This window comes from Bacillus sp. VA13, from assembly GCF_055710085.1.
This window is the reverse complement of sequence record NZ_JBVQPP010000004.1, coordinates 232968-250264: the sequence shown is the minus strand read 5'-3', so window position 1 is coordinate 250264 and position 17297 is coordinate 232968. Positions and strand designations below refer to the sequence as shown.

Below are 17297 nucleotides of genomic sequence, written 5' to 3'. Positions count from 1 at the left end.
GCATATGAGCAAAAAATCGATTCAAAAGGTGTACGCACTGACACCGATGCAGGAGGGAATGCTGTATCATGCGATGCTTGATCCGCATTCATCCTCGTATTTTACACAATTAGAGCTTGGAATTCACGGTGCTTTTGATCTTGAAATCTTTGAGAAAAGCGTCAATGAACTGATTCGGTCATACGATATTCTCCGTACGGTATTTGTGCATCAGCAGCTGCAAAAACCGCGTCAGGTCGTGTTAGCGGAACGCAAAACAAAGGTGCACTATGAAGATATTAGTCATGCGGACCAAAACCGCCAGAAAGAGCATATTGAGCGTTATAAACAAGACGTGCAGCGCCAAGGTTTTAATCTGGCAAAAGACATGCTGTTCAAGGTGGCGGTTTTCCGTCTTGATGCAGATCAGCTGTATCTAGTCTGGAGTAATCATCATATTATGATGGACGGCTGGAGCATGGGCGTACTCATGAAAAGCCTGTTCCAAAATTACGAAGCGCTCAGAGCAGGCCGAACACCGGCAAACGGTCAGGGAAAGCCTTATTCCGACTACATCAAGTGGCTTGGAAAACAGGACAATGAAGAAGCGGAGAGCTACTGGAGCGAACGCTTGGCGGGTTTTGAACAGCCGAGCGTGCTCCCGGGCCGCCTGCCTGAGAAAAAAGACGAATACGTTAACAAAGAATATTCATTTACATGGGACGAAAAACTGGTTGCCCGCATTCAGCAAACCGCAAACCGCCATCAAGTGACAGGACCTAACCTGTTTCAGGCCGTTTGGGGCATTGTTCTCAGCAAATACAACTTTACGAATGACGTTGTCTTCGGCACGGTCGTATCAGGCCGGCCATCTGAAATCAACGGCATTGAAACGATGGCAGGACTGTTTATCAACACCATTCCGGTGCGGGTAAAAGTTGATCGTAATGCTGCTTTCGCTGATATTTTCTCAGCTGTTCAGCAGCATGCAGTTGAGGCGGAGCGCTTCGATTACGTGCCGCTCTATGAGATTCAAAAACGCTCAGCTCTTGATGGCAATCTCTTGAACCATCTGGTCGCGTTTGAAAATTATCCGCTTGACCAAGAGCTTGAAAACGGCAGCATGGAAGACCGCCTCGGATTTTCTATCAAGGTAGAAAGCGCATTTGAGCAAACGAGCTTCGATTTCAATCTGATTGTGTATCCAGGCAAAACGTGGACTGTCAAAATCAAATATAACGGTGCCGCCTTTGATTCTGCTTTTATCGAACGGGCAGCGGAGCACCTTACCCGCATGATGGAAGCGGCTGTCGATCAGCCGGACGCTTTTGTCCGTGAGTACGGGCTTGTGGGAGACGAAGAGCAGCGGCAAATTGTCGAGGCGTTTAACCAGACGAAAGCCGAATTTCCAGAAGGATTGGCCGTTCATCAAGTGTTTGAAGAGCAAGCGCAGCGAACACCGGCAAGCACTGCCGTCGTATATGAAGGAGCCGAGCTGACATACCGTCAGCTGAATACAGCGGCAAACCGTCTGGCGAGAAAGCTTGTCGAACAAGGTCTTCAAAAAGGGGAAACAGCTGCGATTATGAACGATCGCTCAGCAGAAACCGTTGTCGGCATGCTGGCTGTGTTAAAAGCAGGCGCCGCCTATGTGCCGCTTGATCCAGCGCTTCCTGAAGATCGTCTTCGTTTCATGGCGGAGGACAGCTCGATTCGGATGGTATTGGCCGGAAAGTCTTATACAGAGCAGGCGCATCAGCTGCAAGTGCCGGTTCTTACACTGGACATCGGCTTTGAAGAGTGCGAAGCTGCTGACAATCTCAATCTGTCTTCCGCACCGTCTGATTTGGGATACATCATGTATACATCTGGTTCGACGGGCAAACCGAAAGGCGTCATGATTGAACATAAAAGTATTCTTCGTCTCGTCAAAAATGCCGGTTACGTTCCTGTTCATGAGGAGGACCGCATGGCGCAAACGGGAGCTGTCAGCTTTGATGCCGGCACGTTTGAGGTATTCGGCGCACTGCTGAATGGCGCAGCGCTTTATCCGGTCAAAAAAGAGACGTTGCTTGATGCGAAACAATTTGCGGCATTCCTGCGTGAGCAGAGAATCACGACCATGTGGCTGACATCACCTTTATTCAACCAGCTTGCTTCAAAGGATGCCGGCATGTTCGGCACACTGCGCCATTTAATCATCGGCGGAGATGCGCTCGTGCCGCATATTGTCAGCAAAGTGAAGCAGGCATCGCCGTCGCTTTCGTTGTGGAACGGATACGGCCCGACAGAAAACACGACATTTTCAACAAGTTTTCTGATCGACCGTGAGTTTAGCGGCTCTATTCCAATCGGGAAGCCTATCGGAAATTCGACTGCCTACATCATGGATGAGCAGCAGCGTTTGCAGCCAATTGGCGCGCCCGGCGAGCTGTGTGTCGGAGGAAACGGGGTAGCGCGAGGTTATGTCAATCTTCCTGAGCTGACGGAGAAGCAATTTCTTGAAGATCCGTTCAGACCGGGTGAAAGGATTTATCGCACTGGCGACTTGGCGAGATGGCTGCCGGACGGCAATATCGAATTTTTAGGAAGAATCGACAATCAAGTGAAGGTGCGCGGCTTCCGAATTGAGCTTGGCGAAATTGAAACAGAACTGAACATGGCAGAGCATGTGACAGAGGCTGCAGTGATCATCCGCAAGAACGAAGCAGATGAAAATGAAATTTGCGCGTACTTTACGGCGGACCGTGAAGTGTCTGTGAGCTGGCTGAGAAAAACGCTGTCCCAGTCTTTGCCTGACTATATGGTTCCTGCCCATTTGATTCAGATGGACAGCCTGCCGCTCACGCCAAACGGAAAAATCAACAAAAAAGAACTGCCTGCTCCTCAATCAGAAGCCGTGCAGCCGGAGTACGCAGCACCAGAAACAGAGAGTGAAAAGAAATTAGCGGAGATCTGGGAAGGGATACTCGGCGTCAAAGCAGGCGTTACCGATAACTTCTTTATGATCGGCGGTCATTCTTTGAAAGCGATGATGATGACGGCGAAAATCCAGGAGCATTTTCATAAGGAAGTACCGATTAAAGTGCTCTTTGAAAAGCCGACCATTCAAGAACTGGCGCTGTATTTGGACGAGAATGAAAGCAAGGAGGAGCAGACGTTTGAACCGATCAGGCAAGCACCTTATCAGCAGCATTATCCTGTATCCCCGGCCCAGCGGAGAATGTATATCCTCAATCAGCTTGGACAAGCAAACACAAGCTACAACGTCCCCGCTGTACTTTTGCTGGAGGGAGAAGTAGATAAAGACCGGCTTGAAAAAGCGATTCAGCAATTAATCAACCGGCACGAAATCCTTCGTACATCGTTTGACATGATCGACGGAGAAGTTATACAAACCGTTCATAAAAACATATCGTTCCAGCTGGAGGCTGCCAAGGGACGGGAAGAAGACGCAGAGGAAATGATCAAAGCGTTCATTCAGCCGTTTGAATTAAACCGCGCGCCGCTCGTCCGTTCGAAGCTTGTCCAGCTTGAAGAAGAACGCCACCTGCTGCTGATTGATATGCACCATATCATTACTGACGGCAGTTCAACAGGCATTCTGATCGGTGATCTCGCCAAAATGTATCAAGGCGCTGATCTTGAGCAGCCGCAAATTCACTATAAAGATTACGCTGTTTGGCATAAAGAACATGCTGATCATCAAAAGGATGAGGCATACTGGCTCGATACATTTAAAGGGGAGCTGCCGATTCTTGATCTTCCGACGGATTTCGAGCGGCCTGCTGAACGGAGCTTTGCTGGAGAGCGCGTGATGTTTGGGCTTGATAAACAGATGTCGGCTCAAATCAAGTCACTCTTGGCAGAAACGGATACGACAATGTATATGTTTTTGCTGGCGGCGTTCAATGTACTCCTTTCTAAGTACGCGTCACAGGACGATATCATTGTCGGCTCGCCGACTGCGGGAAGAACACATCCTGATCTGCAAGGTGTGCCGGGGATGTTTGTCAACACGGTCGCACTAAGAACGGCGCCTGCGGGAGATAAAACCTTTGCGCAATTCCTTGAAGAAGTCAAAACAGCAAGCCTTCAAGCATTCGAGCACCAGAGCTATCCCCTTGAGGAGCTGATTGAAAAGCTTCCGCTTACAAGGGATACAAGCCGAAGTCCGCTGTTCAGCGTGATGTTCAATATGCAGAACATGGAGATTCCATCATTGAGATTAGGAGATTTGAAGATTTCTTCATACTCCATGCTTCATCACGTGGCGAAATTTGATCTCTCCTTGGAAGCGGTCGAGCGAGAAGAGGATATCGGCCTGAGCTTTGACTATGCGACTGCCCTGTTTAAGGACGAGACGATTCGGCGCTGGAGCAGCCACTTTGTCAATATCATCAAAGCGGCCGCAGCTAATCCGAACGTTCGGCTGTCTGATGTAGACCTGCTTTCCCCAGCAGAAACGGCTGCTTTGCTTGAAGAAAGACATATGACTCAAATTACTGAAGCAACCTTTGCAGCTCTTTTCGAAGAACAGGCCCAGCAAACACCTGATCATTCTGCGGTGAGGTCTGGGGGAAATCTGCTGACCTATCGCGAGCTTGATGAACAGGCGAACCAGCTGGCGCACCATCTTCGTGCGCAAGGGGCAGGAAGTGAAGACATCGTCGCAATTGTCATGGATCGGTCAGCTGAGGTTATGGTATCGATTCTTGGTGTCATGAAAGCGGGGGCAGCTTTCCTGCCGATTGATCCTGATACGCCTGAGGAACGAATCCGCTATTCATTAGAGGACAGCGGTGCGAGAATTGCGGTCGTGAACGAAAGAAACATGACGGCCATTGGGCAATATGAAGGGACAATCATCAACCTTGATGATGCAAAATGGAGAAATGAAAGTAAGGAGCGCCCCTCTCCGATCTCCGGATCTCGCAATCTTGCATACGTCATTTATACGTCCGGTACGACCGGGAAGCCGAAGGGCGTGCAGATCGAGCATCGCAATCTGACAAACTATGTTTCTTGGTTTAGTGAAGAGGCGGGCCTGAAGGAAACCGATAAAACTGTATTGCTTTCGTCTTACGCATTCGACCTAGGCTATACGAGCATGTTCCCTGTGCTTCTGGCAGGGGGCGAGCTCCACATCGTGCCGAAGGAAACCTATACGGCGCCGGATGAAATGGGGCGTTATATCAAGGAACACGGGATCACATATATCAAACTGACACCGTCTCTGTTCCATACGGTGGTGAACACGGCCAGCTTTACAAAAGAGCCAAACTTTGAATCCTTGCGCTTGATCGTCTTGGGAGGAGAAAAAATCATCCCGAATGATGTTCTGGCCTTCCGCAAGATGTATGGACATACCGAATTTATCAATCATTACGGCCCGACTGAAGCAACAATCGGCGCCATCGCCGGACGGGTTAATCTGTCTGAACCGGATGCATTCGCGCAATGCCCGACAATCGGGCAGCCGATTGCGAATGCCGGTGCGCTTGTCTTAAATGAGGCGTTAAAGCTTGTGCCTCCGGGAGCGAGCGGCCAGCTCTATATCACGGGACAGGGGCTTGCTAGAGGATATCTCAACAGGCCTCAGCTGACAGCCGAGAGATTTGTTGAAAATCCATATTCGCCGGGCAGTCTCATGTACAAAACCGGAGATGTCGTACGGAGACTTTCTAACGGTACGCTTGAATTTATCGGCCGGGCTGATGATCAGGTGAAAATCCGCGGCTATCGCATTGAGCCGAAAGAAATTGAAACGGTCATGCTCAGCCTCAGCGGAATTCAAGAAGCGGTTGTACTAGCAGTTTCCGAGGGCGGGCTTCAAGAGCTTTGTGCGTATTATACGGCGGATCAAGCCATTGAAAAAGCAGTGCTCCGCAACCAGCTTTCACAAACACTGCCGTCTCATATGATTCCTGCTTTCTTTGTGCAGGTGGACGCCATTCCGCTGACGGCAAACGGGAAAACCGACAGAAACGCATTGCCGAAGCCGAACACGGAACAATCCGGACGCAGGACCTCAGCCGCACCGGAAACAGAGCTTGAAGAGAGCCTATGCCGCATTTGGAAGAAAACGCTTGGCATAGAAGCGATCGGCATCGACGACAATTTCTTTGATTTAGGCGGCCATTCATTAAAAGGGATGATGCTCATTGCCAACATTCAGGCTGAATTGGAGAAAACCGTACCGCTTAAAGCGCTGTTCGAGCAGCCGACTGTTCGCCAGCTTGCGGCTTGCATGGAGGCATCGTCAGTTTCAGGCGGCCATCACGTGCTCAAACCGGCTGACAAACAGGATATGTACCCACTGTCATCCGCGCAGAAACGGATGTATGTACTGAATCAGCTTGACCGGCAGACGATCAGCTACAATATGCCATCTGTTCTTCTGATGGAAGGCGAGCTTGATATTTCACGTCTGCGCGACTCACTCAATCAGCTTGTAAACCGCCACGAGTCATTGCGGACATCATTTATGGAAGCAAACGGTGAGCCTGTTCAGCGCATTATTGAGAAGGCGGCGATTGATCTTCATGTGTTTGAAGTGAAAGAAGATGAAGCGGAACAAAAGATCAAGGACTTTATCCGGCCATTCGACTTAAACGGCGCACCGCTCATTCGCGCAGCATTGCTTCGCATAGAAGCGAAAAAACATTTGCTGCTTTTAGATATGCATCACATCATCGCAGACGGGGTATCAAGAGGCATTTTTGTAAAAGAATTGGCGTTGCTTTACAAAGGAGAGCAGCTTCCAGAGCCGGCGCTTCATTATAAGGATTTCGCCGTTTGGCAAAATGAAGCTGAGCAAAAGGAACGGATGAAGGAGCATGAGGCGTACTGGCTCTCGGTTCTTTCAGGCGAGCTGCCGGAGCTTGATCTTCCGCTCGATTACGCCCGTCCGCCTGTGCAAAGCTTTAAAGGGGACACGGTCCGTTTCCGTACGGGAAGCGAGACGGCAAAGGCGGTAGAAAAACTGCTCGCAGAAACCGGAACGACCTTGCACATGGTGCTTCACGCTGTTTTCCACGTCTTTTTAAGCAAAATTTCCGGACAGCGGGATATCGTCATCGGCTCCGTTACTGCCGGCCGGATGAATGCTGATGTCCAAGACATGCCGGGAATGTTCGTCAATACGCTTGCCTTAAGAATGGAAGCGGAAGAACAGCAAACATTTGCAGAGCTCCTGGAGCAAGCGAAGCAGACGAACCTGTCAGCGCTGGAGCATCAGGAATATCCGTTTGAGGACTTAGTCAATCAGCTTGATCTCCCTCGGGATATGAGCCGAAATCCATTGTTTAACGTGATGGTGACGACAGAAAATCCTGATAAAGAACAGCTTACATTGGAGAAGCTAAGCATTTCACCTTACGAGTCCCATCAGGGAACGTCTAAGTTTGATCTGACATTAGGCGGATTCACTGATGAAAACGGCATCGGTCTGCAGCTCGAATATGCGACTGATCTGTTCTCAAAAGAAACGGCTGAGAAATGGAGCGAATACGTTCTGCGTTTACTAAAAGCTGTTGCGGAAAATCCGAACCAGCCGCTTTCCAGCCTATCACTTGTCACCGAAACAGAAAAACAAACGCTTCTCGAGGCATGGACGGGCAAAACGCTGCCTGTGCCGACAGACAAAACCGTTCATCAGCTATTCGAAGAGACTGCCCAGCGCCACAAAGATCGCCCGGCTGTCACATACAAAGGCCAGTCGTGGACGTACGGCGAGCTGAATGCGAAGGCGAACCGTCTTGCCCGGATTCTGATCGACTGCGGTATCAGCCCGGATGAGCGCGTCGGTGTTCTCACGAAGCCGTCGCTGGAAATGTCCGCCGCGGTGCTCGGCGTCTTAAAGGCGGGAGCGGCGTTTGTGCCGATTGATCCTGACTATCCGGATCAGCGGATTGACTATATTTTACAAGACAGCGGTGCGAAGCTTCTCTTGAAACAGGAAGGCATCGCAGTGCCGGACAGCTATACGGGAGAGGTCATTCTTCTTGATGGCAACCGTACGATTCTGAGCCTGCCGCTTGATGAAAACGATGAGGAAAATCCAGAGACGGATACAAACGCGGAGAACCTCGCGTACATGATTTACACGTCTGGAACGACCGGACAGCCGAAGGGTGTCATGGTCGAGCACCATGCGCTTGTGAACCTGTGCTTCTGGCACCACGACGCGTTCAGCATGACAGCGGAGGACCGCAGTGCGAAGTACGCGGGCTTCGGATTCGACGCCTCCATTTGGGAGATGTTCCCGACCTGGACAACCGGCGCCGAGCTTCACGTCATCGATGAAGCTATCCGACTTGATATCGTTCGCCTGAACGACTATTTCGAAACGAACGGCGTAACGATCACCTTCCTGCCGACACAGCTTGCGGAACAGTTCATGGAGCTTGAGAACACATCACTCCGCGTATTGCTGACAGGCGGAGACAAACTGAAGCGTGCCGTGAAACAGCCGTACACGCTCGTTAACAACTACGGGCCGACTGAAAATACGGTCGTTGCCACAAGTACAGAGATCAATCCGGAGGAAGGCTCGCTTTCCATCGGGCAGGCAATCGCCAATACGAGAGTGTACATTCTTGGCGAGGGCAATCAGGTACAGCCGGAAGGCGTAGCCGGAGAGCTTTGCGTGGCGGGACGCGGATTGGCGCGAGGCTATCTGAATAAAGAAGACGAAACCGCGAAGCGGTTTGTCGCTGATCCGTTTGTGCCAGGTGAACGCATGTACCGCACCGGCGATTTGGTGAAATGGGAGAACGGCGGCATCGAATACATCGGCCGGATCGACCAGCAGGTCAAGGTCCGCGGCTACCGGATCGAGCTCTCAGAAATCGAAGTCCAGCTCGCCCAGCTTTCTGAGGTGCAGGATGCGGCGGTAACAGCTGTCAAAGATAAAGGCGGCAATACAGCGATCGCGGCGTACGTCACACCGGAAACAGCTGACATAGAAGCATTAAAGTCTTCGTTGAAAGAAACCCTGCCGGACTACATGATTCCGGCGTTCTGGGTGACGCTGAACGAGCTTCCAGTTACGGCAAACGGAAAGGTTGACCGCAAAGCCTTGCCTGAGCCGGACATCGAAGCGGGAAGCGGAGAATACAAAGCGCCGACAACGGATATGGAAGAGCTGCTTGCCGGCATCTGGCAGGACGTGCTCGGCATTTCGGAGATCGGTGTCAGCGACAATTTCTTCTCACTCGGCGGAGATTCCATCAAAGGAATCCAAATGGCGAGCCGCTTGAACCAGCACGGCTGGAAGCTGGAGATGAAAGATCTCTTCCAGCACCCGACGATTGAGGAGCTGACCCAATACGTGGAGCGTGCCGAAGGCAAACAGGCAGACCAAGGGCCTGTGGAGGGCGAAGTCATTCTGACGCCGATTCAGCGCTGGTTCTATGAAAAGAACTTCACGAACAAGCACCACTGGAACCAATCAGTGATGCTTCACGCCGCGAAGGGCTTTGATCCTGAACGGGTGGAGAAAACATTGCAGGCACTGATCGAGCACCATGACGCGCTCCGCATGGTCTACCGTGAGGAAGACGGAGAGATCATTCAAGCATACAAACCAATCGGCGAAAGCAAGGTCAGCTTCGAAATCGTGGATCTGTACGGCACTGATGAAGAGATGCTGAAAAGCCAGATCAAGATTCTCGCGGACAGGCTGCAAAGCAGTCTCGATCTGCAAAACGGACCGCTTCTGAAGGCGGAGCAATACCGTACGGAAGCTGGCGATCACCTGCTCATCGCTGTACACCATCTCGTGGTCGACGGCGTATCATGGCGGATTTTGCTTGAAGATTTTGCTTCAGGCTACGTGCAGGCTGAAAAGGAAGGGAGCGTTGTCTTCCCGCAAAAAACAAATTCCTTCAAGGATTGGGCGGAAGAACTGGCGGCATTCAGCCAATCAGCAGCTCTTTTACAGCAGGCTGAATACTGGTCGCAAATTGACGCTGAACAGGTTTCTCCTGTGCCGAAGGACTACGAAACAGAGCAGCGGATCGTCAAGCATACAAAATCCGTCATTTGTGAATTAACGGAAGAGGACACCAAACATCTCTTAACGGATGTTCATCAGCCATATGGAACCGAGATCAATGATATTCTTCTCAGCGCGCTCGGTTTAACGATGAAAGAATGGACAGACGGTGCCAAAATCGGCATTAACCTGGAGGGACACGGACGGGAGGACATCATCCCGAATGTGAATATCTCCAGAACGGTCGGCTGGTTTACGGCACAATATCCTGTTGTGCTCGACATGTCTGAAGCAGATGCCTCAGCCGTGATCAAAACAGTCAAAGAAAACCTGCGCCGCATTCCGGACAAAGGTGTTGGCTACGGCATTCTCCGTTATGTCACAGAAACAGCGGAAACAAAGGGCTTCACGCCAGAAATCAGCTTCAACTATTTAGGCCAATTCGACAGTGAGGTAAAAACCGACTTCTTTGAGCCGTCCGCTTTCGATATGGGGCACCAAGTAAGCGAAGAATCAGAAGCACTGTACGCTTTAAGCTTCAGCGGCATGGTCAGAAACAGCCGGTTTGTGCTTTCTTGCTCCTACAATGAGAAGGAGTTTGAAAGAGCTACAGTCGAGGAGCAAATGGAACGGTTTAAAGAAAATCTCCTGATGCTGATCCGCCATTGTACGGAAAAAGAAGAGAAGGAATTCACGCCAAGCGACTTCAGTGCTGAAGACCTTGGAATGGACGAGATGGGCGATATCTTTGACATGCTTGAGGAGAATTTAAAATAAACGCAAGGGAATTACAGAAGGCGGGAGCGAAGCATATGAGTCAATTTAGCAAGGATCAGGTTCAAGATATGTATTACCTATCGCCGATGCAGGAAGGGATGCTGTTTCATACCATCCTGAATCCCGGCCAGAGCTTTTACCTTGAACAAATCACGATGAAAGTAAAAGGCAGCTTGAATATCAAATGTCTTGAAGAAAGCATGAATGTGATCATGGACCGGTACGATGTATTTCGTACCGTGTTCATTCACGAAAAAGTAAAAAGACCTGTCCAAGTCGTATTGAAAAAACGGCAGTTTCATATAGAAGAAATCGATTTGACACACTTAACGGACAGCGAGCAAACAGCCAAAATCAATAAATACAAAGAACAGGATAAGATCAGGGGTTTTGATTTGACGCGGGATATTCCCATGCGGGCAGCCATTTTCAAAAAAGCTGAAGAAAGCTTTGAATGGGTGTGGAGCTACCACCACATTATTTTGGACGGCTGGTGCTTCGGTATCGTCGTGCAGGATCTGTTCAAGGTATACAATGCCCTGCGCGAACAAAAGCCGTACAGTTTGCCGCCTGTCAAACCGTATAAAGACTATATCAAGTGGCTTGAAAAGCAGGATAAACAAGCATCACTGCGTTACTGGCGAGAGTATTTAGAGGATTTTGAAGGACAGACGACGTTTGCGGAGCAAAGAAAGAAACAAACGGACGGCTACGAGCCGAAAGAACTGCTCTTCTCACTGCCGGAGGCGGAAACAAAGGCCTTTACCGAGCTTGCTAAATCGCAGCATACCACTTTGAGTACAGCACTTCAGGCAGTCTGGAGCGTATTGATCAGCCGTTATCAGCAGTCTGATGATTTGACCTTCGGCACAGTCGTTTCTGGGCGTCCCGCGGAAATCAAAGGCGTTGAACATATGGTCGGGCTGTTTATCAACGTTGTCCCAAGACGTGTGAAACTGTCTGAGGATATCACATTTAACGGTTTGCTCAAGCAGCTGCAGGAGCAATCGCTTCAGTCTGAGCCGCATCAATATGTGCCGCTCTATGACATCCAAACACAGGCCGATCAGCCAAAACTGATTGACCATATCATTGTCTTTGAAAATTATCCGCTACAGGATGCAAAAAATGAAGAAAACAGTGAAAACGGCTTTGATATGGAGGATGTACATGTTTTTGAGAAGTCGAATTATGATCTTAACCTGATGGCTTCCCCGGGGGATGAGATGCTGATTAAGCTAGCCTATAACGAGAATGTGTTTGATGAGGCGTTTATCCTGCGCCTGAAATCTCAGCTTCTCACATCGATTCAGCAACTCATCGAAAAGCCGGATCAGCCTGTCAGCACGATCAATCTCGTTGACGACAAGGAGAGAGCGTTTCTGCTTACTGGCTTAAACCCGCCGGCTCAAACTCATGAGGCAAAGCCTCTGACGGAGTGGTTCAAGGAAGCGGTGAACGTCAATCCGGATGCACCGGCGCTTGCGTATTCCGGCCAGACGCTTTCCTATCGCGAATTAGATGAGGAAGCAAACCGCCTTGCACGCCGATTGCAAAAGCAAGGCGTGGGCAAAGGCTCCGTTGTAGCGTTGTACACGAAGCGTTCGCTTGAACTGGTGATCGGCATTCTCGGCGTATTAAAGGCAGGAGCGGCTTATCTGCCGGTTGATCCAAAGCTGCCTGAGGACCGAATTTCATATATGCTGACTGACAGTGCGGCAGCCTGTCTGCTGACACATCAGGAGATGAAAGAAAAAGCGGCTCAGCTGCCGTATACAGGAACAACGCTCTTCATCGATGATCAAACACGATTTGCAGAACAGGAAAGCGACCCAGCAATCGCGATTGAACCCGATGATCCGGCATATATCATGTACACGTCCGGCACAACCGGAAAGCCGAAGGGCAATATCACCACTCATGCCAATATTCAAGGATTGGTCAAGCACGTAGACTACATGGCATTTTCTGAAAAAGATACGTTCTTATCTGTTTCGAATTATGCCTTTGACGCGTTTACCTTTGATTTCTACGCTTCAATATTAAATGCGGCAAGGCTCATTATCGCAGATGAACATACGCTGCTTGATACAGAACGGCTCACAGATTTGATCCAGCAGGAGAATGTCAATGTCATGTTTGCGACAACTGCTCTATTTAATCTTCTCATAGATGCGGGAGAGGATTGGATGAGAGGGCTTCGCTGCGTGTTATTTGGCGGAGAGCGTGCGTCTGTGCCTCACGTCAGAAAAGCGCTGCGAATCATGGGGCCGGGCAAGCTGATTAACTGCTACGGGCCGACTGAGGGAACGGTGTTTGCGACCGCTCACGTCGTGCATGATATACCGGATTCCATCTCCTCATTGCCGATCGGAAAGCCGATCAGCAATGCTAGTGTTTATATACTTAACGAGCAAAACCAGCTCCAGCCATTCGGGGCGGTCGGAGAACTGTGCATTAGCGGAATGGGCGTATCTAAAGGGTATGTAAACCGTCATGACCTGACGAAACAAAAGTTTATCACGAACCCTTTCAAACCGGGAGAAACACTTTACCGTACAGGGGACTTAGCACGCTGGCTGCCGGACGGAACGATTGAATACGCTGGCCGGATTGACGACCAAGTCAAAATACGCGGACACCGGATTGAGCTTGAAGAAATCGAAAAGCAGCTGCAGGAATATCCAGGTGTGAAAGATGCGGTCGTTGTGGCAGATGGCCATGAGTCTGGCGATGCATCAATCAACGCCTACCTCGTGAACCGGGCGCAGCTTTCAGCTCAAGACGTAAAGGCGCACCTGAAAAAACAGCTTCCTGCTTACATGGTTCCGCAAACCTTTACTTTCTTGGACGAGCTTCCTTTAACGACAAACGGGAAGGTCAATAAACGTCTGTTGCCAAAACCGGATCAGGATCAGCTGGCGGAAGAATGGATCGGGCCACGAGATGAGACGGAAGAAACGATCGCACAAATCTGGTCTGATGTTCTTGGCAGACAGCAAGTCGGCATTCATGATGATTTCTTTGTGCTCGGTGGGCACTCCTTGAAGGCAATGACCGCCACTTCCCGCATCAAGAAAGAGCTCGGGATTGATCTCCCGGTAAAGGTCTTGTTTGAAGCGCCGACGATCGCCAGTATGTCAGCGTATTTGAAAAACGGGGGCTCAGATGGATTGCAGGATGTAACAATAATGAATCCCGATCAGGATCAGATCATTTTCGCATTCCCGCCGGTCTTGGGCTATGGCCTTATGTACCAAAATCTGTCCAGCCGCCTGCCGTCATACAAGCTGTACGCCTTTGATTTTATTGAAGAGGAAGACCGGATTGACCGCTATGCGGATTTGATTCAGAAGCTTCAGCCGGAAGGGCCTTTGACACTGTTCGGGTATTCAGCGGGGTGCAGCCTGGCGTTTGAAGCTGCCAAAAGACTTGAGGAACAAGGACGCATTGTTCAGCGGATCATCATGGTGGATTCCTATAAAAAACAAGGTGTCAGTGATCTGGACGGACGTACGGTTGAGAGTGATGTTGAAGCGTTGATGAATGTCAACCGTGACAATGAAGCGCTCAACAGCGAGGCCGTCAAACAAGGCCTCAAGCAAAAAACACACGCTTTCTACTCTTACTACGTCAACCTGGTCAGCACAGGCCAGGTGAAAGCGGATATTGATCTGCTGACTTCTGGCGCTGATTTTGACATGCCGGAATGGCTTACATCGTGGGAAGAGGCAACAACAGGTGCTTATCGTGTGAAAAGAGGCTTCGGAACACACGCTGAAATGCTACAGGGCGAAACGCTAGATAGGAATGCAGGGATTTTGCTCGAATTTCTTAATACACAAACCATAACGGTTTCCTAAATGAAGTGTGAAAGGAGGAGACGGCCAATGAGCCAACTCTTCAAATCATTTGATGCGTCGGAACAAACGCAGCTCATCTGTTTTCCATTTGCCGGCGGCTACTCGGCATCGTTTCGCCCTCTCCATGCTTTTTTGCAAGGGGAGTGTGAGATGCTCGCTGCCGAGCCGCCAGGGCACGGAACGAATCAAACGTCAGCTATTGAGGATCTCGAAGAGCTGACCGATTTGTACAAACAAGAATTGAACCTTCGTCCTGATCGGCCGTTTGTGCTGTTTGGACACAGTATGGGCGGAATGATCACCTTCAGGCTGGCGCAAAAGCTGGAGCGGGAAGGCATATTTCCGCAGGCGGTTATCATTTCTGCGATACAGCCGCCGCATATTCAGCGGAAGAAAGTGTCCCATCTGCCTGATGATCAGTTTCTCGATCATATTATCAAATTAGGCGGGATGCCAGCGGAGCTCGTTGAAAATAAGGAAGTCATGTCCTTTTTCTTGCCTTCCTTCCGATCAGATTACCGGGCCCTTGAACAATTTGAGCTTCACGATCTGAGCCCGATCCAATCGCCTGTTCATGTCTTTAACGGGCTGGATGATGAAAAATGCATACGGGATGCGGAAGGCTGGAAGAAGTGGGCGAAAGACATCACATTCCATGAATTTGCCGGCGGGCACATGTTTCTGCTGTCACATACGGAAGAAGTGGCAGAACGGATTTTTGCGATATTGAATCAGCATCCGATCATTCAATCGTGATCAAAAGCGGACAGCGCTGGCTGTTCCGCTTTTTTTGTACCGAATGTAAATTTTTACATGATATAATAGTCGCAATACTCAAATAAAGGCAGGTCGAAACATGCACGCGTCTCCCAAGATGAAATGGTTTGTATTGCTGTTTACGTTTGTTTTCGCCATCGGAATGAACTCATTCAGAAATTCCTTTCAATTTTTTATGCTGCCGATGGCGGATACCTTCCATGCCGATAGGTCGCTGATCTCGGTTTCAGTCAGCATTTTTATGATTACAACGGGCATCGTTCAGTTTTTTGTCGGTTTTTTTATTGACCGGTTCAGCGTCAGAAAAATTATGGCGCTCGGAGCTGTTTGTATCAGCGCAAGCTTTTTGGTGCTTCCGTATTCACCGAATGTTCATGTGTTTTCTGCCATTTACGGAGTGCTCGGCGGAATTGGCTATTCGTGTGCAGTCGGCGTGACGACCCAGTATTTCATCAGCCGCTGGTTTGACACACACAAAGGTCTGGCGCTCGCTATTTTGACCAATGCCAACTCAGCGGGCCTGCTGTTGCTCTCGCCCATTTGGGCCGCGGCTCCGTATCATGCCGGCTGGCAAAACACCTATACTCTATTGGGCATCGTCATGGCGGCAGTTCTGCTGCCGCTCCTTGCCTTCGGGATGAAACACCCGCCACATGTGCAAGCGCCGTCAGTGAAAAAATCTTATGACTGGCGGGGATTTTGGAACGTGGTAAAGCAGTCTCGTCTTATTCATATCCTTTACTTCGGCGTGTTTACATGCGGATTTACAATGGGAATCATTGATGCTCATCTCGTTCCGATGCTGAAGGATGCACATGTCTCTCATGTCAACGGAATGATGGCCGCGTTCGGGGCGTTTATTATCATTGGCGGATTACTGGCAGGCTGGCTGTCAGATCTCCTCGGCAGCAGAAGCATGATGTTATCCATTTTATTTTTCATTCGGCTGCTCAGCCTGATTTGCCTGCTCATTCCCATTCTCGGAATCCATCACAGCGAACTTTGGTACTTCAGTTTTATCCTGTTATTCGGGCTCAGTTACACAGGTGTGATCCCGCTGACGGCGGCGTCTATTTCAGAAAGCTATCAAACAGGATTGATCGGCTCGCTGTTAGGCATCAATTTCTTTATTCATCAGATCGCCGGAGCTCTCAGCGTGTATGCAGGCGGGTTGTTTTTTGACATGGCCCATGATTATCTGCTGATTGTTGTTGTGTGCATCGTGTTTGTAGGTGTATCGGCTGGAATAGAGCTGGTGCCGTTTTTAGATAAACAGAAGGCAAAAGAAACGCATCAATCAATATAAAAGGATCAGCACTGTTAGCGCTGATCCTTTTTGAATTTTACTTTTTTTGTTTCGGTATGATTAAGGATAATTCCTCGGAATCTGTTCATCTCCTCTTTGGAATGAAAAAAATGTTTTGGTATCGCAATATATTGGCTGCTGGATGTATTGATCCGGAAGATATTTTTATATTCGAAAACAGCCGTGATTTCATTCCAATTAAAAATAAGGTCATACTTTTTAGAACATATACGGATTCCTTCTTGATTGAGGGTATACGTTCTTTTGGATTTGATCCGTTCGTTCTTCTTGTATGCTCTGAAAAACTTTACATATAGAAGAAGGAGGAGCAGCAGTGTAAACAGAACAGACATCACGATAATGAAAATACTATTCATAAACAAGTTAAGCGCTTCGCTGCCATAAACAATACGGGGCCATCCGTTAATGAAATGAACTGCAGCAAAAATGGCGCAAAACAATATAAAGTAAAAGAATGAGATTTTTCTGAGTTGATAAAAAAAGATTTCTCTTACGTCTTTAAAAGTAATCTCTCCTGGAAGATTAATACTTTCACTAGCATATTGAGTCATACGGTAACCTTACACCTCAAACC

General features: G+C 49.3%; 5 protein-coding genes. 4 read left to right on the top strand and 1 reads right to left on the bottom strand.

Annotated elements, in window-relative coordinates; genetic code table 11:
- The first annotated feature begins 4 nt into the window (after positions 1–4).
- From srfAB to AC0C66_RS16570, 4 genes are all read left to right on the top strand, one after another.
- The gene (srfAB, locus tag AC0C66_RS16585; protein WP_472973633.1) at positions 5–10756 is read left to right on the top strand and encodes a surfactin non-ribosomal peptide synthetase SrfAB; all 10752 of its coding nucleotides are present in this window, start codon (positions 5–7) and stop codon (positions 10754–10756) included.
- Positions 10757–10791: 35 nt separating this feature from the next.
- Positions 10792–14619, top strand: coding sequence for a surfactin non-ribosomal peptide synthetase SrfAC (gene srfAC, locus AC0C66_RS16580; RefSeq protein WP_461845816.1), 3828 nt, complete (start codon positions 10792–10794; stop codon positions 14617–14619).
- A gap of 27 nt (positions 14620–14646) precedes the next feature.
- Positions 14647–15375, top strand: a complete 729-nt coding sequence (srfAD, locus tag AC0C66_RS16575) for a surfactin biosynthesis thioesterase SrfAD (protein ID WP_072183602.1) — start codon at positions 14647–14649, stop codon at positions 15373–15375.
- 100 nt (positions 15376–15475) lie between these two features.
- Complete coding sequence (locus tag AC0C66_RS16570) at positions 15476–16702, top strand: MFS transporter (protein WP_088680294.1); 1227 nt, start codon at positions 15476–15478, stop codon at positions 16700–16702.
- Positions 16703–16716: 14 nt separating this feature from the next.
- Here the strand turns inward: AC0C66_RS16570 and AC0C66_RS16565 are convergent, their stop codons facing one another.
- A complete protein-coding gene (locus tag AC0C66_RS16565; RefSeq protein ID WP_072183603.1) occupies positions 16717–17274 on the bottom strand; it encodes a YcxB family protein in 558 nt (185 codons plus the stop codon).
- Positions 17275–17297: the final 23 nt, after the last annotated feature.

Coding starts and splice junctions, on each gene's coding strand:
- srfAB (WP_472973633.1), top strand. CDS start 5: ATGAGCAAAAAATCGATTCAAAAGGTGTACGCACTGACACCGATGCAG.
- srfAC (WP_461845816.1), top strand. CDS start 10,792: ATGAGTCAATTTAGCAAGGATCAGGTTCAAGATATGTATTACCTATCG.
- srfAD (WP_072183602.1), top strand. CDS start 14,647: ATGAGCCAACTCTTCAAATCATTTGATGCGTCGGAACAAACGCAGCTC.
- AC0C66_RS16570 (WP_088680294.1), top strand. CDS start 15,476: ATGCACGCGTCTCCCAAGATGAAATGGTTTGTATTGCTGTTTACGTTT.
- AC0C66_RS16565 (WP_072183603.1), bottom strand. CDS start 17,274: ATGACTCAATATGCTAGTGAAAGTATTAATCTTCCAGGAGAGATTACT.